Raw genomic sequence first — 22,115 nt, 5'->3', positions numbered from 1 at the left:
GACGCCTCTTGAGCGCGTCCGACGTCTCGATGGACGCCCTCGCCCGCCGCTGCTTCGAGCGGGAGGCGCGGGAGGCGGAACGCCGGCTCGACGCGGAGATCGCCAAGTCCCGGACATCGGCGGGGGATGTGGATCTCAAGGCGATGTGGGGGTGTGTGGCGCCGCTCGTGCTCGTCGGAACCTGCGTTGCCGGCGTCGCGGGAGGGGCCGGTCCGGTCTTGGGGACCTTCGCGGCGGTGGGGGTGATCTGGCTGCTGGTCGCCAAGGGCAAGCAAGCTCCCACCAGGCGGAGGCGATCGGAGATCCGGAAATCGGTGCAACGTGGCATCGCCGCCTACGGGAACGCGGAACCCTGGGCGGTCCTGCGCGTACACGAGTTTGCGGTGACCGAGTTCCGGGAACGGATTCAGGTACACCGCGAACGGACGCTGGGGAGGGGCTCGGAGTGGGGGCGGGCGCGGTCGGAACTCGCCGAGGCGGCGGATGAGGCCCAGCGCTCCGCCGCGTACTGGCGGGAACGGCTTCGCGGCGAGCCGGGGAGCGACCTCGCGCGCACTCAGAGCCCCATCGCGGACCGGCTTGAAGCGAAGCTCGCGGAAGCCCTCGAGAAGCTCGACCTTCGCGCGGCGGCTCTCCGCAAGTTCTACAACGACTGCGATGCCAGACTTGCGGTCATGGACCGCTGCAACCGGGACCTCGAGGAGTCGCGGCGCCTCGAGGAGTTGTCGGGGCGGGCGGATGTCGTGATCGCGCAGGCGGAGGGGATGATCCAGACCATCGCGCAGCAGTTCGTGGCCGAGGCGCGCACGATCGCGGAAGCGCTCGGGGGCGTCGCCACTGTCGGGATCAAGTCGCTCGCCGGCGAGGCTCCGGTGGACAACATCGAGTATTTCGCGGACCACATCATCGAGAGTTCCGACCGCGAGCGCTCCGCGATCGAGGATCTCGAACGCCAGTTGTCGCGCGTCGCCCGATGAGCCGGCAGCTGAACCGGCACATGCAGGGGAGAAACGCGCCGGCCGACCCTGGCGGCCTCGGCGGCCTCCGCGGATTTGCCGGGCTTGGCGGCCTGATAGCGCTGGTCATCCTGTCGGCCGCGGCGTGCGGCGACGAAACGACGGCCCCGCCCGCGACATCGCCCAACCGCCGGCCGACGCCGACGAGCACGATCCCGGCGCAGGAACTGGCGGCAGGCGACACGCTGACGGTGGACGCGGCGGCCTACTTCACGGATCCGGACGGGGACGCCCTGACGTTCTCGGTAGAGACCTCCGACGCCGGCGTCGCGTCGGCCTCGCTGTCCGGCGCCGTCGTGACCGTCGCCGGGGTCGCGCCGGGCGAAGCGCGGGTCACGATCCGGGCCCGCGATCCCCGCGCGCTTCAGGCCCGGCTGGACTTCAGCGTCCTCGTCCCCGAACTCCTGACGGCGGACCATGCCGTGCTCCGCGCGCTGTACGAAGCGACGGGCGGCGAGGGCTGGACGAACGACGACAACTGGCTCACCGGTCGCCCGCTGGACACGTGGTACGGCGTGGGGGTGGACGCGGGGGGTCGGGTGACGGAGCTACGCCTCGACTTCAACGGACTCGAGGGACATCTGCCCCCGGAACTCGGCGAACTCGACCGCCTCCAGTCGCTCGTCCTGTCCCGAAACGAACTCGCGGGGTCGATCCCGCCCGAACTGGGCCGCCTGCAGGTCCTCCTGCGACTGGATCTTCGCGACAACGGCTTCGACGGCGAGATTCCGCCGCTGATCGGCGGCTTCGGTTTCCTGGACCAACTGGATCTCAGCGACAACGGATTCACGGGGCCGATCCCGGCCGCGCTGGGCAACCTTCGCACGGCACGTCTGCTGGACTTGAGCGGCAACGATCTCGCGGGACCCATCCCGTCCGAACTCGGGGACCTCGGACAGCTGCAGGTCCTGCTGCTCATGCAAAACGACCTCGAGGGGCCGGTGCCGGAGGCGTTCGGACGTCTGGCCGCGCTGCGCGTACTGAACCTGTCCGGCAACGCCGGGCTGTCCGGCCCGCTGCCCGCCGCGTTGACGTCGATCCGGGGGCTGGCCCAGGTCCACCTGGGAGGCTCGACGCTCTGCGCGCCCGCTGAACCCGCCTTCCAGGACTGGCTGGAGCGGCTGTACAGGTACCGGGTCGCCACGTGCGGGCAGGATGCGTCGATCGTACTCACGCAGGCCGTACAGTCGTCGCAGTTTCCCGTGCCGCTCGTCGCCGGCGATTCCGCGCTCCTGCGCGTGTTTCTGACCGCCCCCGAAGGCGCGTCCGTCAGTTTCCCGGAGGTCCGGGCCCGGTTCTACGTGGAAGGCGCCGAAACCCACGTCGTCGACATTCCCGCACAGTCGAACCTCGTGCCGACGGCGATCGACGAAGGCAACCTCGCCGCATCCGCGAACGTCGTGATTCCCGGGCAGGTCGTGCAGCCCGGGCTCGAAATCGTCGTCGAGACGGATCCCGGCGGCACGCTGGACCCGGCTCTGGGACTCACGCGGCGGATCCCCGACAGCGGCCGGCGCGCCTTCGATGTCCGGACGATGCCCACGTTCGACGTCACGGTGATTCCGTTCCTGCTCACGTCGGACCCGGACGCCTCGATCGTGAGCCACGTGAACAGTCTGACCCCGGACCACGAACTCTTCTGGGACACGCATACGCTGCTCCCGGTCGGAGCCATGACGGTCAGGGCGCATGAGCCCGTGATGGTGTCCACGAACAGCCAGGGCGCGCTCCTGAGCCAGACGGCGGCGATACGCGCCATGGAGGGGGGAACGGGGCACTACATGGGCACGATGACGAACAGCGACGGCGGGGGCCTGGCCTTCGTCGGCGGGTTTGCCAGCTTCTCCAGCCACGATCGAGCCGACATCGTCGGGCACGAATTCGGGCACAACATGAGCCTCAGCCACGCCCCGTGCAGCGCGACGGGCTTCGATCCCTGGTATCCCGAACGGAGTGGGTTCATCGGCGCATGGGGATACGATTTTCGCGACGGCGGGCAACTCGTCCCGCCGGACCGGCCCGACATCATGGGATACTGCGATCCGCACTGGATCGGGGACTATCACTTCTACAACGCGATGCGCTTCCGCCTCCGCACCGAGCCGCTCGAATCCGCCCCGGACGGGGCGGTCGGCGGCGATGCGCGCACGCTGCTGCTGTGGGGCGGCGTCAGCGAAGAAGGCGTTCCCTACCTGGAGCCCGCGTTCGTCCTCGACGCGCCGCCCTCTCTGCCGGCGCAGGCTGAAGACGGTCGGGGCAGCTATCGTATTCGCGGCCGGAACGCGTCGGGGGAGGAACTGTTCGCGCTGCGCTTCGACATGTGGCGCATCGCCGACGGGAACGGCGGCTCGGGTTTCGCCTTCGCCGTGCCCGTCCAACCCGGGTGGGCGGGCGCGCTGGCGAGTCTCACGCTCTCCGGGCCCGGCGGGTCGTTCACGCTCGACACGCTCAACGGAGAGGGCGGCCTTCCCGCAGCCGATCCCGCAGCCGGTCCCGCTGTCGTTCCTACGGCCATCGTGCGGGATCCCGCGACCCGACAGGTGCGCGCGATCCTGCGGGATCCGACTCCCGCGGGGCTGGCCGGGGCGGTGGCGGACGCGCTGGCCCTCGACCGCAGCCTGGAGGTGCTGGTCAGCCGCGGGATCCCCGACCCCGCGGACTGGGAGCGCTAACCCGCCGCGCTAATCCCCTTCCCGGTCGCGCAGGTCGGCCAGCGCGTCGGTGTCGATCGCGTCGCGAAGCTCGTGGAGTTCGTCGATCGTCAGGTTCCGTCCGTCCAGTGCGACGACGAAACGACCTTCGACGAACCAGACGAACTCCGCGCTGCCGCGGTCGCCGCGCGTGCGCCGGAACTCCTCCATGGCCGGATAGCCTTCGTATTCGATCGTGCGCGCCCAGCCCCGGTCGCTCTCTTCCTCGATCGAGAGATCGATCCACTCCATGAACCTCTCCGAACCGATCACCGGTAGCGCGCCGATGTCGGCGATGGTGACTTCGACCTCGACTCCGTTACTCCCCTCGTACTCGGCTTCGGCCTGGGACATGTGGAACCCCAGAGCGCCGCCGGTCGCCCCTTCGCGCGAGGTCCGCCTCAGGTTCCCCACCCGCTCGGGCAGCAGATCGTAGAACTCGCGGAAGTTGACCGGGTTATCGACCAGCGCCTCGCCGCCCATTTCCTCGGCGAGATCGGACAGGTGCTCGCCGATCCCTTCCACGGCTTCGGTGATGCTTGCCGAAAAGTCGTCGGCGGCATCGCGCAGATCTTCCCGCACTTCCTCCGCTTCGTCCCGCGACTCGCTGTCGCCGACGAAGATGCAGCCGGCCGATACGAATCCGGCGAATAGGGCGCCCGCGAGGGCGATTCGCCCCGAGGGGCAGCCGAGAGAGCGACGATTCCGGAACATCTCTTTCCTCCAGACGCTGAACGCAGGGTTGGGCAGGCCGCGCGGCCGCGTATCCCCGCGCTGCCGGGCCACCGCCTCGACGCCGCGGGGGCCTGTGCGCGCCTACGCGCCCCGCCGGGAGGAAGTGTCAGGGTACCACTGCGCGAAGGCGTCGCGGGTCGGCGCTGGACGCGTCGGGCCGTTGACCGGCGACCCGGGCGGTTCGATGGTGTTCCCATGAACCTCCGCCCGTCCCGTTCCGCCGTTTCGCCGAAGGCTCGCATCGCGGCGCTGGCTCGCGATGACAAGTGGTTCCTGGGCGGGCTCGACGGCGTGGTGTGGGCGCCGCCGTTTCCGCGGTGGCTCCACCGGCCGGGGTTCTGGGATCCGGTTCACCTGCTGCAGCACGAGATCGGCCCGGGGTTCTCGGTGGCTCTCGTCCGCCCGGACGGAGCCGAAATCCCCCTCCGAAGAGCGACCCGCGGCCCCGACGGGAGCGAGCTGACGCCACGCCGGTGGCGGCCGGGACGGCTGGTCGCCACATGGCGGGATGCGCGAGGCGTCATCCTGGAGGAGCACCGCCAGGTGCTGCCGGGCGGAATCCTGGAATCCTCGTGGTACGTGCCCGCCGAACTCGAGGGATACGTCGTCGGCTTCACCGCGCAGCCGGCGGACGCGACGGGCGGAGTGGAACCCACGATGGCCGGGGTGGGCTGGACGCGGGTCGTCTCGGACCGGCGGGGGCAGGAACTGGTCCTGCGCGTGGAACTCGCGGGCTCCATTTCGCCCGCGTGGCGGCGCATCGTGCCGTCCGAAGGTCGCGGGGCGGCCGAATGGCGACACTCCCCCTTCGCGGACGGGGGCGGTGTCCCGGGGAACGCGGCGGACGCGGGCGGACGCCGCTCCGGGTGGATCTGGATCGCCGTCGCGCTTCCGCGCGGAGGGACGGACGACAGTGAGGCGCCAACCTTCCGGCTGACCCTCCATCCCCGGGGCGGCGAGGCCCGGGGCCCGGCCTCGATGTCCGGAGCGCACCCCGGCGGCGGGCCCCCGGCAGCCTCCACCTGGGAGTCCTTCTTCGGCGATTTCCCGCACTTCCGGTGCGGCGATCCATATCTCGACCGCACTTTCGACTACCGCATCTACGGTCTCGGCCTGAACCGCATCGAGGGTCCGTGGGGCTCGGTGCGACACCCCGCCATCGCCGAGGGTCCGGAGTACTTCCACGTGCCGATCGCCTACAGCGCGCAGTGCCACATGATGGAGATGCGTTGGCGGAAGGGCGGGCGCGAGGCGTGGGGCTCGCTCCTGAATTTCGTCGACAACCAGAAGCCCGATGGCTCGTTCCACGGGCGCCTCTATCCCGAACGCCTCGAGGGAACCGACTTTTACCACGCCAACTGGGGCGACGCGCTGCTCGCGGTCGATGACATGCACCCCGATGCCGCAGCGCTGGCCCGCTGTTACGAGGGGCTGTCGCGCTACGCCCGCTGGCTGACGGCGGAGCGCGACGCCGAGGCGTCGGGGATGTTCACGGTCACGAACCATTTCGAGACGGGACAGGAGTACATGTCGCGCTACATGGCCGTGGACGAGGAGGCCGACGTAGCGGGGTGGCGGCCGAGCCTCCGCCTCAAGGGGATCGACGTGACGGTCTACGCGCACCAGTTGTTCCGCGCCCTCGCCTCCGTGGCGCGCCGCCTGGCGCGGGCGGGCGACGAGACCGAGTGGCGCGGGCTCGCGGACCGCTGCTGGAAGGCGATCGACGAACGCATGTGGTCGGCCGAGGCTCGGCTGTTTACGGACGTGAACGGGCGCACCGGCGAGCGCACCGGCGTGAAGGCGGCGGTGGGATTCTACCCGCTGCTCACCGGACGGGTGGGCGGCGCCCGCCTCGACGCCCTGCTCGACCACCTCGAGGATCCCGGGACGTTCGGCACGCGCTTCCCGCTGCCTTCGTCGAGCGTGGATGATCCGCGATTCTCGGCGGAGGGCATCTGGCGAGGGAAGCGCCGCAACTGTCCGTGGAACGGACGCGTCTGGCCGATGACCACGAGCCATGTGATCGAGGGGCTGCTGCGCTGCTGGCGCAGCGGGAGCAGCGGGAGCGCGCGGGCCGGCGCGCTGGCGGCCGACATGCTGGGGCGCTTCGCGCGCATGATGTTCACCGACGGCGATCCCTCGCGCCCCAACTGCTTCGAGCACTACAACCCGCACACGGGCCGCGCGTGCCACTTCCGGGGCATCGACGACTACCAGCACTCGTGGATCCTCGATCTGCTGGCGCGCGGATTCGCCGGACTCCACCTGGACGCGTCGGGCATCGAGGTGCGACCGCTGCCGAACGGTCCCGCCCGCGTGTCGCTGGGACCCGTCGTCGCGAGGGGGCGCACCGTGTGCGTGGACGTGGAACCCCGGCGGGTGAGCGCCACCGTGGACGGAGAGCGGTTCGACCAGCCGCGCGGCGAGGCGTTGCGGGTTCCGTGGGCTCCGTGAGTCGCGTGCCGCAGGGCGTTGAACTGCGTGGCGTGGAGAAGCGGTACGGTGAGGTCGTGGCCGTGCGACCGCTGGACCTCGCGGTGCGGGCCGGGGAGCTGATGGTGCTGGTGGGCCCGTCGGGGTGCGGCAAGAGCACGCTGTTGCGCCTCATCGCCGGCCTCATCGAACCTACCGCGGGGGAAGTGTGGATCGGAGGACGGCGCGCCGACGACATCGAGCCGGGGGCGCGGGACGTGGCCATGGTGTTCCAGAGCTACGCCCTCTACCCGCACATGACCGTGGCCGGGAATCTCGGCTTCGGCCTTCGCGTACGCGGCGCCCCGCGCGACGAGATCGAGCGGCGCGTCTCGGAGGCGGCCGCCGTTCTGGGGCTCGCCGACCTCCTGTCTCGAAAGCCCGGCGAGCTGTCCGGGGGACAGCGCCAGCGGGTGGCTCTGGGACGCGCCATGGTCCGCGATCCGGGCGTGTTCCTGTTCGACGAACCGCTCTCGAACCTCGACGCGGAACTGCGGTTGCGGACCCGCGACGAGATCGCCGCCCTGCACCGGCGCCTCGGCACGACGATGATCTTCGTGACGCACGACCAGGTGGAAGCGCTCTCGCTGGGCCAGCGGGTCGCGGTGATGGATCGCGGCCGGCTCCAGCAGGTGGGCACGCCGGATGAGGTCTACCGCCGACCGGGCAACCTGTTCGTGGCGGGCTTCGTGGGATCGCCGCCCATCAACCGCATCGCCCTGGACCGCGGCGAAGGGGGTCGCCTCGTCGGTGGTCCGTTCGCGGTCCGCGCGCCGGCGGGCGTCGGCCGCGGCACGCTGGCGGTGCGCCCCGAAGACCTCGCCGTGGCTGCGAAGAGAGATGGCGACGGGCCCGGCGGGGATCGCGAGGCCGCCGACTTCCGGGCCACCGTGCTCCGCGTCGAGGCGCTGGGGAGCGAGCAGCGCGTGCACCTGGACGGCCCCGGCGAGGCGGCGTGGGTGGCGCGGGCGTCCCCCGCCCTCCGGATCGCTCCCGGCGATCGGGTGAGCGTCTCGGTCGCGTGGGAGCGCAGCCACCTGTTCGGTCCGGATGGCCGCCGCGACGACGCCGCGCCGCGGCCGATGAGCCGGCCGTCAGCGCAATGACGAGTCCCCGGCCGCGGGCAAGCCGGTCGCCGCGAGCGGTCACCAGCCGCGCCGCAATCCTGGCCACGGCCGTTCTCTCGGCGGTCGCCTGCGCCCCCGACCGGTCCGACGCCGTGCTGCGCGTAGCCCTCTGGGCCGGAGGACACGAACTGGAGATCGAACGCCAGGTCGCGGACCGCTACGAAGCCCTGCACCCCGGCGTGCGGATCGTGCTCGAATCGGCGCCCAACGGCTACGAGGAGCGGCTGCTGACTTCGATCGCGGCGGGGCGTCCGCCAGACGTGTACCTCATGGACTCGCCCGACATCCCCACGTTTGTGGAGCGCGGGCTGGCGCTGGATCTCGCTCCATATCGGGAGGCGCTCGGATTTCGGCCGGACAGCGTGTTCGGGCAGGTGGCGGACGCGTTCCGCCGGGGCGGATCCATGTTCGCGCTGCCGAAGGACTTCACGCCCATGGTCCTGTACGCGAACCGGAGCGTGCTCGCCGCCGCGGGCGTCGAGGACCTTCTGCCCGCGCCCGGCTGGACCTGGACGGACTTCCGGCGCGCGGCGGAGGCGGTCACCGCGGACACCGACGGGGACGGCCGGAGGGACGTGTTCGGGTTCGACTTCCCGCGCAACCTGTACCAATGGGTGCCGTTCGTATGGTCGGCGGGCGGGGACATCCTGGCGCCCGGCGGCAGCCGCGCGGCGGGGTACCTGGACGGGCCGGAAGCCCTGGAGGCGTACCGTTTCCTCACGGCCCTGGCGGAGGACGGCCTCACCCCGGGCGCGCAGTTCGTCCAGCAGGGAGACCCCGCGCGGGAGGCGCGCTTCGCATCGGGCAGACAGGCGTTCCTGCTCTCCGGCCACTGGACGCTCCCCGTGTTCCGCGACCTGGTGGAGGCGGGCGCCCTGGACCTGGCAATCGTCCCGATTCCGCACCATCCCTCGCGGACCGCGGCGACCAGCGTGCTGTACGCGTCGGGGTGGGCCGTGCCGCCCAACGCGCCGAACCTGCGGCGGGCCATCGACCTGGCCGGCTTCCTCGCCTCGCCCGAAGCGCAGCGCATCCGGGCGCGGTCAGGACTCGCCATCCCCTCGCGCATGGACGTGGCGGCGGAGATCGCCGCGGCGGACGGCACGGGAGTCGAGGATGCGTTCATCGCGCTGGTGGCAGGCGCGCGGATGACGTGGGGCGCCCGGGTGCGCGACTTCTCCCGCATCGAGGCGCTGGCGGTGGAGATCATGGACCGCCGCCTGGTGCGCGGAGAGTCCCTCGCCTCGAGCGCCTCGGACGTGGCCCGCCGCATCGACGCGGAGTTCGGGCGATGAACGGCACTCGGCAGCCGGCCTTCGCCGCCCTCGCCGTCGTCGTCCTGGCCGCCGGCGTGGCGCTGGTGCTGGCCATCGCCGCCGGACGGGTCCAGAGCGTACGGGTAGCGTCGGCGGCAGCCGAGGCGCGCATGGCGGCGGCGCTGTGGGAGGAGGGAGGCGGCGCCCGGGCCGTTGCCGGACTGCTCGGTGACCGTGCGACGATCCTCGACGCCGACGAGGGAGGCGAAGGGGCGGGGGCACACACCTACGAGGCCGGCGCACTCGACCCCGCCGCCTGGATCGCGGTCGCGCCGCGCCGGACGGGCGGCCCCTGGGCGGCCTTCCCTGCCATCGCCGCGATCATCGCGCTCGCGGGTGTCGCGCTCGTCTGGGGCTGGGCCGCGGGCCGGCGCCGGGGGCCGACGCGCCGGCGCTACCCGGCGGGCGTCGCGCTCCTCGCGGTCGGCTGCATCGCCCTGACGGCGGTCGCCGCCGAGCGGTGGGCGGACCGCGAACTCCGCGCGCTGAGTGCCGTCACGGTGGCCCGGGCCGCGGGAGCCGTCGAACTCGCCATGGCGACCGGCGCGGATCCGCCCCGTGCCGCCCGGGTCGCCCACCTTCCGTGGGCCAGGGACCGTGCGCTGGAGTCCGCGGACGGGCAGTGGACCATGCCGGCCGAAGTCGCGTCGGCCATCGCCGCCTCGCCCGAACGGGGCGCGGCCCCGCCTCTCGCGCCGCCCCCGGAGACGCCGACCGGCACACCGCACACGGTGGAGGCGAACGGCGCCGCCTGGCACGCGGCCCGCATCGCCGACATCCACCTCGCCTTTCTCGGATACGAACACACGGCCTCGCCCGCCCTTCCGCTGACCGCAGCCGGCGGGCTCGCCGCCCTGCTGGTCGCCCTCGCGCTCCACCTCGTGCAACTCGCGGCCCGCCCCCGCGCCCTGCGCCGAACGCTGGCGGCCTGGGGCCTCCTCGCCCCGGCAGCGGCCCTCATCCTCGCGTTCACCCTCGGGCCGCTCCTCTTCTCGCTGTGGATCTCGCTGCACGAATGGCGCCTCATCGACCCCGCGCCCCTCTTCCTTGGACTCGACAACTACGCGGCGCTCCTCACGGACGGCGAATGGTGGTCGGCGATCGGGAACACCGCGCTGTTCACCCTGCACGTGCCCGCCGCGATGGCCCTCGCGCTCGCCCTCGCGCTCCTTACCCGGGGGTCGCGCCGCGCCATGCGCTGGGCCCGGCTCGCCCTCTTCCTGCCCGGCATCACGAGCGTGGCGGCGATCGCGGTCGTATGGAAGTGGCTGTTGAGCGACCGGTACGGAGTCCTGAACCGGGGTCTGGAGCGCGCCGGGCTCGAGTCCGTCCCGTGGCTCACCTCGCCCGACACCGCGCTCATCAGCCTGATGCTCATCGGCATCTGGATGGTCGTGGGCTACCAGATGGTCGTCTTTCAGGCGGGCCTCGCCGCCATCCCGCGCGACTGGTACGACGCGGCCCGGGTCGACGGCGCGGGGCCGTGGCAGCGCTTCCGCCACGTCACCCTGCCCGGCCTGCGCCACACCCTGTTCTTCGTCCTCGTCACGTCCGTGATCGGATCCTTCCAGGTGTTCGGACTCGTCTACGTGATGACCGAGGGCGGCCCGCTGGGCGCCACCGATGTCGCCGTCTATCACATCTACCGGGAGGCGTGGGAGTTCCTGCAGTTCGGCAACGCCGCCGCCATGAGCTGGCTGCTGTTCGCGGTCGTGTTCGCCGCCACGTGGCTGCACTTCCGCCTCCTCGACACACGCCGTGCCCATGGCTAGGCGCGCGATCGCGTCCCGGACGGCGCGCGGGCTCCTCCTCGCCGCGGCATGCCTCCTCATGGCGGCGCCCTTCGCGTGGATGGCGCTCACGAGCCTCATGGGACAGCTGGAGGTGTTCGCCGGCGAGGGCCTCGTGCCGCAGACGCCGCGCTGGTCGAACTATCCCGAGGCGCTGACGGTCCAGCCCTTCGGGCGCTACTTCCTGAACTCGCTCGTGTTCGCGACTGCCGTGGCCGCAGGCCAGGTCGCGACCTCGGCCACGGCCGGATACGCCTTCGCCCGCCTCGAATTTCCGGGGCGGAATGGGCTCTTCATGCTCTTCCTGTCGACGATGATGGTGCCGGCGGTCGTCGTCCTCATCCCCCGCTTCCTCATGATCGAGACCCTCGGCTGGATCGACACCTACCAGGGGCTCATCTCCACGGAACTCGTCTCGGTGTGGGGTATCTTCCTCATGCGTCAGTATTTTCGGACGGTGCCGCAGGAGCTGGAGGACGCCGCGCGCGTGGACGGGGCCGGACGGGTGCGGATCTTCTGGAGCGTCGCGCTGCCGCTCGCGAAGCCCGCCGTGGCCACGCTCGCTCTGTTCGCGTTCGTCGATGCGTGGAAGAACCTGCTGTGGCCGCTCCTCGTCACCCGATCCATGGAAATGCGGGTCGTCGAGGTGGGGATCGCCGCCTTCCATTCGACCTACGAGATCAACTGGCCCTACCAGATGGCGGCCGGCGTCGCCGCGGTGCTGCCGATCGCCCTCCTCTTTCTCTTCACCCAACGGTATTTCGTGCGCGGAATCCAGCTGGAAGGGATCCGGTAGCCCTCGCTCTCTCGGCGGGCTCAGCCACGTCACCCGTCCGGTCTCGTTGCAGAGCGCGGATCTATCACCGGTATGACCGATAGGCGGAACGGCAGCTGCCCAGTGACCGCCCGCGCCGAGGGGGCCCTTTCCTCATCCAAGAATCCCCCCCAATTTAGGGGGGCACCGTAGCCCTGAGTTAGGAACGTGGCCTCTTGAGTCGATCGCGTAGGGTCCGGCCCGGCGGAGTTCGCGTGGAGCGGGCCGGGATCGAACCGCTGGGGATTAGCGACTGTCGGATGCGGGAAGGCTGTTTGAAATGAGCCACTTGGAACTGAACCTCGCCCGTACCGGGGCGCGAGGGCTGCTGGCCGCGACCGTCCTGCTCCCGGGCTCCTCCCCGGCCGCCGCCCACCAAGCCGGAGACGCCGCCGTGGCGTGCGTGGGGAGTGCGTTGGAGACGCTGGACAGTTCGAGCCCGGTGCGGCGCCTGATCACCGAGGACGTAGCGCTGGTCTACCGGGTTGGCGTCCGGGCCGAGGACCGGGAAGGGACGGAACGGACCCTGCTTGCCGAGTTGGGCGAGCACGCGGAGGTGTCGTGTGTGTGGTCCGACCCCGGGGACAACCATGTGGCGATCGTCCGGTACACGGGGGCGGTCCGGGGCGATCTGACGCTGGACCCGGACGACCCGAGGTTCCAGGCCTTCGCCGTGGGCTACGGGAGGAGCGCGGAGGCGGCCGAGGAGAACGCGACCACAGTCAACACGCGCTTCGCGACCCACTACGATGGCGCCGGCTACGAGGTGCTGGTCGCGGAGAGCTGGGTCGTCAGCGCGGGCGCGGTCCCCGGTACCGAGAGTGCCGAGCGAGAGCCGGGCGAGCCGGGTCCGATTGGCGGGGCGCAGAGCACCGCCACGCCTCCCGCGGTCCGCCTTGAGACGTGCGCGGGGCAGCCCCTGGGCTCCGAGTGCTGGATGGAAGTGGCCAACCAGCCCGGGTGCCATCTCTGGAACGAGGGTCTCGCGGCGGGCGCAACGGTCACTTGGAGTGGCGAGTGTGTCGGCGGCTATGCGCAGGGACCGGGGGCGGAACACTGGCGCTACGGCGACGGACAGCAGACTGCGCAAGGCACCTACGTTGACGGCACGCCGCACGGCAACTGGGTCATTCGGTACGGGGACGGCGACATCGGCGCAGGGCCCTACGCCAGCGGTCAGCGGCAGGGCACTTGGACCTGGTGGTTCTCGAACGGAAACGTCAAAGAGACTCCGTACGTGAACGGCGAGCTGGGCGGGAGCGCAATCGAGTGCGCGCGTGACCCGGGCGAGGTCATCGCTTGGCTTATCTCGTACGTCAACGGTGAGGAGACCGCCGGTCACACGATCGGTCTCCGCGATCCGGACGCACCGACCATCAGGGCCCGATGCTCCGCACTCCTGAACAAACCAAGGCCGAGACCATGAGCGCGGCCGGGCCCCGTGTGCGAAGCGGCAAGACCTGTGGGAACGACCGGGGCGGTGGAGCCGTTACGACCGCCGAATGCGATCCCCGAGTGGAATCCCTGTCGATGAGTCCGGGCTCGAGACGGGCGTCAGCAGCGGCCGCCCGCACGCTGGCGGGGGTGGTCTTCCTAGGAGCTTGCGCCGTAGAAGCCGATGGTGCGGCGCGGTTCGGCTGGCTATGGTGATGCCGTGCTGTGACGGGTTCACGTTCGGCGCGGGGAGTTGGCGATGAGTGCGAGGTCTCTACCGTACGATCCGGAGAGGATGAGGACGAGGTTCCGTCCGTACGATCCGGACCAGCAGTTGCTGCTGCCTCAGGATCTTCGTGAGTGGGTGCCGGCGGGGCACTTGGCGCATCATGTGAGCGATCTGGTGGACGCGGCGGACCTGTCGGCTTTCTACGCGCGTTACGAGGGGGACGGGCGGCGGCGGAGTCCGTACGATCCGCGGATGATGGTGAAGGTGCTGGTGTACGGGTACGCGACGGGGGTGTTTTCGTCTCGGAAGCTGGCGCGGAAGCTGGAGGAGGACGTGCCGCTCAGGATGCTGGCGGCGGGGAACTTTCCGGCGCACCGGACGCTGTGCGAGTTCCGGAAGAGGAACCTGAAGGCGTTCGGTGCGTTGTTCGCGGAGGTGGTGCTTCTGGCGCGGGAACTGGGTCTGGCGGGGTTGGGCCGGGTGGCGGTGGACGGGACGAAGGTTCGGGCGAACGCGAGCAAGCGGAAGGCGATGAGCTACGGGCGGATGGGTCCGGAGGAGGCGCGCCTGGAGGCGGAGATCGCGGAGTTGCTGGCGCGTGCGGAGGCGGCCGACGCGGAGGAGGACGAGCGGCACGGGGAGGACGTTCGGGGCGACGAGCTGCCGAAGGAGTTGAAGCGGCGGGAGGACCGGCTGGCGGCGATCCGGGCGGCGCAGGCTCGTCTGGAGGCGGAGGCCCGCGAGCGCGACGACGCGCGGGGCCGGGAGCCGGAGTGGGATCGCAACCCGAAGGGGGGGAGTCCGTACAAGCTGGACTACGGGGAGCCGGAGGCGGACTCGCAGACGAACTTCACGGATCCGGAGAGCCGGATCATGCGGACGAGCACGGAGGGCTACCAGCAGTGCTACAACGCGCAGGCGGTGGTCGACGGCGAGAGCCAGCTGGTGTTGGGGGCGGAGGTGACCGACAACGCGAGCGACCAGGGGCAGTTGGTGGAACGGGTTGACGAGGTGTCCGGGCGGTTGGGGGAGACGCCGGGCGAGGTGCTGGCCGACGCGGGCTACTCGAACGAGGAGGACCTGGCGGCTCTGGATGCGCGGGGGATCGACGGCTACGTGGCGCTGGGCCGGGAGGGCGGGGCGGCCGCGGAGCCCGACCCGGAGACGTGCCCGGCGAGGGCGCGCATGGCGAAGAGGCTGAAGACTCCGGAGGGCCGGGCGGTGTACGCGAAGCGCAAGTGGATCGCGGAGGCTCCCATCGGGTGGATCAAGGAGGCGATGGGGTTCCGGCGGTTCAGCATGAGGGGCCTGGAGAACGTGCGCGGCGAGTGGGATCTCGTGTGTCTGGCGCTCAACGTGCGGCGCCTCCACATCCTTCGGGCCGCGTGAGGGGCCGGAAACCCGTGTCGGGCGTTCCCCGGGGCACAAGAAGGGGTCCGCGACCCCGCCCGAACGCCGCCCGCCGGGCCGTCTCCCCGCCAACAACGCGTTCCCGCCCGGAAAACGACCGATACTTCGGCTCGCGGGACCCCGCGGGCGGCATCCGATCGCTTCCGCCGCGCTCCTGCGGCGCAGGCTCCTAGCTGGCTTCCGTCCCGCCGCCGCCCAGGTGGACCTCGGCTCCATCGTGTGCGTGGCGAGCGAGCTCGAGTCCCTCGCGGGTTCCGGCCCCGTGCGGCGGGTGATTCGGCGCGACACCGACCTCGTCTACCGCGTCGGCGTCGACCTGTTCGCCCGGGCCGAGGCCGAGCAGGCCCTCAGGGCCACTTGGCTGCGCGTCCGAGGCTCGTTGGACGAACCATCACCTCTTGCCGGGGCATTCGGTGAGCTGCTCGACCGGCGCACCCTGTTTGACGATCCTCTCCGCCAAGTTGAACCTGGGCGAGCAATGTCCAAGGCGTCATCCAAGACGTCAACTTTCCCTGTGGGGGGCAAGCCGTGACTACATCGGAAATCTTCCAACTCGTCTTCATCGGCCTCGCGTTGGTAGGACACGTTTTTGCCATCCTAAAGGGACTCCGTTCGGAAATGAAGGAGATAAGGGACGACCTGAAGAAGGATTTGGCGGACGCCGAGGGTCGATTGAAGGGCGAGGTCAAGGCGGTAAAGGAGGATCTGGCCGAAGCCGAAGGTCGGCTGGAGAAGCGCCTTACTTCGGAGGTTGGGAGCGTGAAGAGGGATCTCGCGGATGCCGAGGGTCGATTGAAGGGCGAGGTCAAGGCGGTAAAGGAGGATCTGGCCGAAGCCGAAGGTCGGCTGGAGAAGCGCCTTACTTCGGAGGTTGGGAGCGTGAAGAGGGATCTTGCGGACGCCGAGGGTCGATTGAAGGGCGAGGTCACGGCGGTAAAGGAGGATCTGGCCGAGGCCGAAGGTCGGCTGGAGAAGCGCCTTGCTTCGGAGGTTGGGAGCGTGAAGAGGGATCTCGCGGACGCCGAGGGTCGATTGAAGGGCGAGGTCACGGCGGTAAAGGAGGATCTGGCCGAGGCCGAAGGTCGGCTGGAGAAGCGCCTTGCTTCGGAGGTTGGGAGCGTGAAGAGGGATCTCGCGGACGCCGAGGGTCGATTGAAGGGCGAGGTCACGGCGGTAAAGGAGGATCTGGCCGAGGCCGAAGGTCGGCTGGAGAAGCGCCTTGCCTCGGAGGTTGGGAGCGTGAAGAAGGATCTCGCCGACGCCGAGGGTCGATTGAAGGGCGAGGTCACGGCGGTAAAGAAGGATCTGGCCGAGGCTGAGGGTCGGCTGGAGGGGAAGGTTGGAGCTCTGAGAGAGGATCTTCAACAGGTGAAGGCGGTCATTGAGGAGCAAGAGAGTCGGCGGATTGGAGCGAAAGATCGTCTCGAAGCCAAGTAGCGGCCAGTTCGTACCCCCCGCCCGATACGCGGCAGGAAATCGGAGCGCGCGTGGGCCGCTGCTGTTCGGCGGGCTGCAGGCGGTTGACTGAGCCACGGACGCGCTGCTTCGAGCAATAGGAAAGGAGGAACCGATGGATGAATGGGTACTTCCCGTCAGTGGTATCGTGATCGTTCTTGCACTTGGATGGCTGCGTCTCGGGATCCAATCGCTCAAGCGCGACTTGAAGCGCCTGAAGAGAGCGGTCGAAACACACACTGGAGCTAAGGACAGCGAACACCGGTGATCAGCATGCGGGGGGCCGGTTCGACGGGCCGCTCGGGCTTCGTTGCTTCGATACACGTTCTCTTCAACCGCCGTCGGTACCGGCGCTCGCGTGAGAGACCCTTTCGGTCCGGCCAACGCGGCCAAATTGAAGGAGTCCAACATTGACCAGAGTGCGCGACAGCTCCGCCGAGCACTCATTCGCTCGGCGGGTAAGAGATCGGCGCTCGTCGTGGTTTGCGTCTTTGCTGCGGGCTGTAGCGAGCCAATCGGCGGCCCTCATCGTGCTTGCGGGGTCTGTCAACGCTCAGGCCGGGCTGGATGCGCTGAGCCTGGATCCGGGCGACGTGTTTCGCGACTGTCCCTCGTGTCCGGAGATGGTCGTCGTGCCGGCAGGGACGTTTGTCATGGGATCGCCCGAATCCGAAGAGGGTCGCCTGCGGGCCGTGTACGATGAGCGGGGAACAGCCGTCCGGTGGACGTGGATCGACGACCGCCAACTTCAGGTGGACGAAGAGGAGCGGCTCGTCGCGGTTGAAGGTCCGCAGCGCTATGTGACGTTCCAGTCGCCGTTCGCCGTGGGCGTCTACGAGATCACCTTCGACGAGTGGGAGGCTTGTGCACGGGCAGGGAGCTGCGGCGGCGTCATCCCGGACAACGAGGGTTGGGGTCGCGGGCGGCGTCCGGTGATCAACGTCAATTGGGACGAGGCCCAAGCGTACGTCCGCTGGCTGTCGAACGAGACCGGCCAGGAGTACCGGTTGCTGAGCGAGGCAGAGTGGGAGTACGCCGCGCGAGCGCAGAACGAGACCGCGCGCTACTGGGGCGGGAGTTCGGCCGAACAGTGCCGGTACGCGAATGGAGCCGATTCCGTGGCACTCGCCGCCAACCCGGATTGGAGGGCCGTGTCCTGCTCGGACGGACACCTGGAGACATCGCTCGTGGGATCGTACGACCCGAATGCGTTCGGCCTTTATGATGTTCTCGGCAACGTGTGGGAGTGGACGCAGGATTGCTGGAACGAACGCTATTCGGGCGGGCCGGTCGACGGCGGCGCATGGGAGTCCGGCGATTGCTCGACGCGAGTCCAACGCGGTGGCGGTTGGGGCAGCCAGCCGGAACAACTGCGATCGGCGAATCGTGTCCGTGAGTCCCCTGGGGAGCGACTCAACAACACCGGATTCCGCGTCGCCCGCAGCGTCTCGCCATCGGGATGACCGCACGGTCGTCGGTCCGCGATGGTCGGTTTCAGCTGCCGGCACCAATCGACATATGCAAAGCCGGCTCGGTGAGCGGCTCGGTCCCGGGGCTGAGTGGTCGGCGTTGGGACGCAGGGGCCAACGAAAGCGACCCGCAACGCCGCAGCGGTCCGCAGACCAAACCAGGAAGGACGACAGGATGAGTCGAAGGCGAAGTTGGGCCGGAGCGATGCGGGGAACCGCAGTGCTGCTGCTGCGGGAGCCGGCGGTGAAACGAATAGCAACCGCAGATGCTCCGTGGCGTCAGTGCCTAACCGGCGGCAGTTGGATTGTCTCCTGGTACCGGAACCGATCGTAGGGCGGTGACCGGTGGCGAAGAACATAGTGATCTGTTCGGATGGCACTTGGAACTCCGCCTACAAGCGGCGGGGTACGAACGTCTTCAAGCTGTACGAGGCGCTTGATCACACTGGTCGGCCCGGTAGCGGTGAGGAGCAGATTGCCTTCTATGACGATGGGGTCGGCACTCAGAAGCTTCGACTTCTGAGAATCCTTGGCGGCGCGTTCGGCCTTGGCCTCGCCCGCAACGTGCGTCAGCTCTACACAAGCCTTGCACGAGTCTATGAACCGGGTGACCGGATATACTTGTTTGGATTCTCCCGGGGAGCCTTTACGGTTCGAACTCTGGCGGACATGATCTGCAGATGCGGCATAGTGGATGTGAAAGGTGGCGGGAGCGGAGATGGCGTGCCACTTACGGGACGCGCGTTGCGTGAGAGGGTGCGCCGGGCCTACAAGACATATCGTTCGTCGTATCGGGAGGTATGGACCAGGAACGTGGACAAATGGATTCGGGCCGGGCTTCCGCAGACCCACGAACCCGCGACGATCCAGATGGTTGGCGTATGGGACACGGTCGATGCAGTGGGCCTCCCATTCAGGGATCAGGCAGAGATCCTGAACTTGATGTTCCGCTTCAAGTTTCCGGACACCTTCTTGCCGTCCAATGTGGATTACGGCTACCAGGCGCTGGCCATCGATGAGGAGCGGACGACGTTCGAGCCCATCCTGTGGAATGAGCGGATCAACGGTCCCCCGAAACCGCGGGGTGCGAAGCAGGTCGTGACTCAGGTTTGGTTTGCCGGGGCTCATGCCAATGTGGGTGGTGGGCGCCCCAAGCAGGGCATGTCCCTCGTGAGCCTATTCTGGATGATGGAGAAAGCCGAGTCGCTCGGAGTGCGCTTCTCGAAGTCGACCCGGCGTGGCATCGAAACGGCGCGGAACGTTCATGATGAGCTGTACGATTCACGGTCGGGAATAGCGGCCCTGTACAGGTACAGGCCGAGGAATATCCGGGCCATGTGCGAGGACAGGGCACAGGTTCGAATCCACGAGAGCGCTGTCGAGCGCATTCGATCCGCAACGGATGGATATGCACCCGCAACTGTTCCCGCGGGACGGACGGTTAGTCGGACCGGGAAGGGGCAGGCGGCCGAGGTCGACCTGACCCCCGTGGCTGGCCGTCTGGCGACGGCGAACCGGAACTTCTGGAACAAGGCCCGGTCCCTCCCGGCGGATCTCGTGAGACGGTGGCAGGTCCCCCTCTGGCTGTCCCGCTTCATCCGTGCAGGTGGATCTCGACGAGGCCGGTCGAGCACGCACGGGTGGCAGGTCCTCCGCTGGCTGTCCCACTTGATCGTTCTGAACATCGCGCTGACCCTCGGCCTGGTCGTCGCACGCCATCAGACCCGCGGATGGTCCGTGTCCGATTCGTGGGAACAGTTCTTGACGTGGGCACTCTTGGCACCGGTCCTCGTGTTCTGGACATGGTGGATCCGCAACCGGGCAAGAGACCGTAGGCCGCAGCGTTCCACGGCTGACCGGCGGGTTCGGTTCGTCCTGCCCCAGGTGTTGTTCACGGCCTCCTTCCTGTTGGTGGCTCTCGTGTTTCTGCGGGTCTTCTTCGGCCCACGTGGAAGCGGCGACTGGAACGAGATGTTGAGCCTCATGGGTGCGAATTGGTGGGCGATCCTGTGGCCCCTTTTCGCTGCCGCAATCTCGTGGGTTCTGGACCGGCGGTACCTGCTCGACATGGAGCCGTGGGTGCCGCGGCGTCTCGGTGCGGAGGGTTCGCTCCTGATTCTCTTCCTCACCGGCTCTTACTTCTTCTTGCGCGAGTTGTTCTGGGAGCCCGGCGGGCACGAGGCCATGCAAGAGCTCCTGGCTGCGGCGTCAGGCGTGGCGGGGAGCGAACTGGGCAGCGCCCTCTTCGTGGCGGGGGGTGTGGGCTTCGTCGCTTCGGCCTCAGCGTACTTCCTAGCCAAGGCCCTGTTGTCCTGGGAGCAGTTTCGCACGGGCACGAACGTGCTCTGGCGGGCCTGTCTCCTGCTTCTCGCCGTGGGGATCCTTTGGAGCTGGCTGACATCGAGAAACGGTCTGCTCGCCGACCTCAATGAGTGGTTCGAGGTGACCAACGTCACGGTTTGGATCGTCGCTTTGGCCCTCTACATGGGACTGGCGTGGAAGCGGGTCCTCCGGTGGGCAGTACTCGCCGGGGCGGGGTCATACGCGCTTCTCGCTGTCGATCAGCAGGGACTCTACACGCTCCTCCGTGCCGGCAAGGGGGCATTCCGTTGGGTGTTCTCACCGCCCAAGGGAGGAGGGGCGGTCGACCTTCTGGTCAGACTTCTTGAATCGACCGGGAAGGTGCTCGGATCTTGGCAGGGCCTCCTCTGCCTCATGATCGTCGTGCTCGCATACGTGGCCTCCGCGTGGGCCCGCAGGAGAATCCAGGATCGCGCCGCCGCGATGTGGCGGGGTGAGCCGACGATTTCACGGGAAGGCTGAATGACAGGCAGACTCTGGGTCACCTCACCGTTCCCGACGCCGTGGCATCTTGGCCTCGGTCGTCGTCGGAACCTCCCTTACTTCGCATGCTACGGAGATCTGATGATGAACTCTACTCGAAGCCGGTCCGCGACCGCCGCGCTCGTGGTGGGACTGGCGGCCCTGGCGGCTCCGGTGGCGGCCATGGGACAGGATTTGCCGCCCGCTATCCAGGTGGATCGCTACCTCTTGCAGGCGGACGGGTACACCCGGGACGGGGATGCACGCGCCGCTCTGGCGGCCCTCGACCGGATTCTGGAACTGCAGGCCGAGCACGGCGTCGAGATCCCCGATTCCTTCTGGTTCCGGCATGCAGAGGCGGCGCTGGCGGCGGGGAACGCGGAGATGGCGGTGACATCGGCGGTCCGATATCTGGAACTGACAGCCCAGGAGGGAGAACACTACGTTGCGGCTCTTGAGCTCTTCAACGAGGCGGAGGCGCTGCAGGCCAGATTCCCGCCGGGGTCCAATTTCAGCGACTGCGACGTCTGCCCACGCATGGTGGTGGTACCGGCGGGCACGTTCACGATGGGCTCGCCAGAGTCGGAGGAGAGTGAGTATTGGGAACGTCCACAGCACTCGGTGACGATCCCGGCTCCGTTCGCGGTGGGAGTGTACGAGGTGACGTTCGCCGAGTGGGACGCGTGCGAGCGTGCCGGCGGATGTGATGGCAATTTCTGGCGCGACGAAACGAGGGAATACCGGGAGGCGGAGGGGCGGCACCCGGTCGTTGAGGTAGACTGGAACGATGCGCAGGCGTACGTGTCGTGGCTCTCCGAGCGGACGGGCGCGCGCTACCGGCTGTTGACCGAGGCGGAATGGGAGTACGCGGCCAGGGCGGGTACGCAGACGGCGCGCTACTGGGGCGAGAGCGCATCGGACCAATGCCGCTACGCCAACGGATTTGATCTCACGGCGTATGAAGCGATGGGTCCCGATCTGCGGGAGGGGAGGGTCGCCCCCCAGTGTTCGGACGGATACAGATACATGGCACCGGTGGGGTCGTTCGCACCGAACGCCTTCGGACTGTACGACGTACTGGGGAACGTTGCGGAATGGACGCAGGACTGCGCCCGCAATGTCACGCCGGACCGCTATTCGGACGCTCCGACGGATGGGACGGCCGCCCCGGAGACTGGAGACTGCGACTGGCGCGTTCATCGCGGTGGTTTCTCATCCAGTCGCCCGGACGACCTGCGGTCCGCGGACCGGGAGAGCGGATTCAGCACGCGGACCTCCGGCGTCATCGGTTTCCGTGTTGCCCGGACCCTGAATTGAATTCCGGGGCTGTCACGT

General features: G+C 68.9%; 14 protein-coding genes. 13 read left to right on the top strand and 1 reads right to left on the bottom strand.

Features of this window, described 5'->3' with window-relative positions; all coding sequences use genetic code 11:
• Positions 1 to 8: 8 nt before the first annotated feature.
• Together ACOGXI_RS16385 and ACOGXI_RS16380 are read left to right on the top strand one after the other, a co-directional pair.
• Positions 9 to 977 carry a hypothetical protein gene (locus ACOGXI_RS16385; RefSeq protein ID WP_419939880.1) on the top strand — a complete coding sequence of 323 codons (969 nt, stop codon included), beginning with the start codon at positions 9 to 11 and terminating at the stop codon, positions 975 to 977.
• Positions 974 to 3,688 (top strand): hypothetical protein, encoded by a 2,715-nt coding sequence (locus tag ACOGXI_RS16380; protein WP_419939879.1) that lies wholly within the window; start codon positions 974 to 976, stop codon positions 3,686 to 3,688. Before ACOGXI_RS16385 ends, ACOGXI_RS16380 begins: the two co-directional genes overlap by 4 nt.
• 9 nt (positions 3,689 to 3,697) lie before the next feature.
• Here ACOGXI_RS16380 and ACOGXI_RS16375 read toward each other — a convergent pair whose 3' ends face one another.
• Positions 3,698 to 4,420, bottom strand: a complete 723-nt coding sequence (locus ACOGXI_RS16375; protein WP_419939878.1) for a hypothetical protein — start codon at positions 4,418 to 4,420, stop codon at positions 3,698 to 3,700.
• A 216-nt stretch (positions 4,421 to 4,636) separates the two neighbouring features.
• Between ACOGXI_RS16375 and ACOGXI_RS16370 the strand changes: the two genes are divergently transcribed.
• From ACOGXI_RS16370 to ACOGXI_RS16320, 11 genes are all read left to right on the top strand, one after another.
• Positions 4,637 to 6,895 carry an MGH1-like glycoside hydrolase domain-containing protein gene (locus ACOGXI_RS16370; RefSeq protein ID WP_419939877.1) on the top strand — a complete coding sequence of 753 codons (2,259 nt, stop codon included), beginning with the start codon at positions 4,637 to 4,639 and terminating at the stop codon, positions 6,893 to 6,895.
• Positions 6,892 to 8,019, top strand: a complete 1,128-nt coding sequence (locus ACOGXI_RS16365) for an ABC transporter ATP-binding protein (RefSeq protein WP_419939876.1) — start codon at positions 6,892 to 6,894, stop codon at positions 8,017 to 8,019. The genes ACOGXI_RS16370 and ACOGXI_RS16365 overlap by 4 nt, the downstream gene beginning before the upstream one ends.
• A complete protein-coding gene (locus ACOGXI_RS16360; RefSeq protein WP_419939875.1) occupies positions 8,016 to 9,335 on the top strand; it encodes an ABC transporter substrate-binding protein in 1,320 nt (439 codons plus the stop codon). Before ACOGXI_RS16365 ends, ACOGXI_RS16360 begins: the two co-directional genes overlap by 4 nt.
• Positions 9,332 to 11,128, top strand: a complete 1,797-nt coding sequence (locus tag ACOGXI_RS16355; protein WP_419939874.1) for a carbohydrate ABC transporter permease — start codon at positions 9,332 to 9,334, stop codon at positions 11,126 to 11,128. Before ACOGXI_RS16360 ends, ACOGXI_RS16355 begins: the two co-directional genes overlap by 4 nt.
• Positions 11,121 to 11,942, top strand: a complete 822-nt coding sequence (locus ACOGXI_RS16350; protein ID WP_419939873.1) for a carbohydrate ABC transporter permease — start codon at positions 11,121 to 11,123, stop codon at positions 11,940 to 11,942. The genes ACOGXI_RS16355 and ACOGXI_RS16350 overlap by 8 nt, the downstream gene beginning before the upstream one ends.
• A gap of 298 nt (positions 11,943 to 12,240) precedes the next feature.
• Positions 12,241 to 13,386 (top strand): toxin-antitoxin system YwqK family antitoxin, encoded by a 1,146-nt coding sequence (locus ACOGXI_RS16345; RefSeq protein ID WP_419939872.1) that lies wholly within the window; start codon positions 12,241 to 12,243, stop codon positions 13,384 to 13,386.
• A gap of 303 nt (positions 13,387 to 13,689) precedes the next feature.
• The gene (locus ACOGXI_RS16340) at positions 13,690 to 15,012 is read left to right on the top strand and encodes an IS1182 family transposase (RefSeq protein WP_419937292.1); all 1,323 of its coding nucleotides are present in this window, start codon (positions 13,690 to 13,692) and stop codon (positions 15,010 to 15,012) included.
• A gap of 549 nt (positions 15,013 to 15,561) precedes the next feature.
• Positions 15,562 to 16,470 (top strand): hypothetical protein, encoded by a 909-nt coding sequence (locus ACOGXI_RS16335; RefSeq protein ID WP_419939871.1) that lies wholly within the window; start codon positions 15,562 to 15,564, stop codon positions 16,468 to 16,470.
• Positions 16,471 to 17,018: 548 nt separating this feature from the next.
• The gene (locus tag ACOGXI_RS16330; RefSeq protein WP_419939870.1) at positions 17,019 to 17,951 is read left to right on the top strand and encodes a formylglycine-generating enzyme family protein; all 933 of its coding nucleotides are present in this window, start codon (positions 17,019 to 17,021) and stop codon (positions 17,949 to 17,951) included.
• Positions 17,952 to 18,302: 351 nt separating this feature from the next.
• Positions 18,303 to 20,780 carry a phospholipase effector Tle1 domain-containing protein gene (locus ACOGXI_RS16325; RefSeq protein WP_419939869.1) on the top strand — a complete coding sequence of 826 codons (2,478 nt, stop codon included), beginning with the start codon at positions 18,303 to 18,305 and terminating at the stop codon, positions 20,778 to 20,780.
• A 102-nt stretch (positions 20,781 to 20,882) separates the two neighbouring features.
• The gene (locus tag ACOGXI_RS16320) at positions 20,883 to 22,097 is read left to right on the top strand and encodes a formylglycine-generating enzyme family protein (RefSeq protein WP_419939868.1); all 1,215 of its coding nucleotides are present in this window, start codon (positions 20,883 to 20,885) and stop codon (positions 22,095 to 22,097) included.
• Positions 22,098 to 22,115: the final 18 nt, after the last annotated feature.

This window comes from Candidatus Palauibacter sp. (genome assembly GCF_965208055.1).
Lineage (GTDB): Bacteria > Gemmatimonadota > Gemmatimonadetes > Palauibacterales > Palauibacteraceae > Palauibacter.
The sequence above is the reverse complement of the archived record's forward strand: the minus strand, read 5'-3'. Positions and strand labels throughout refer to the sequence as shown.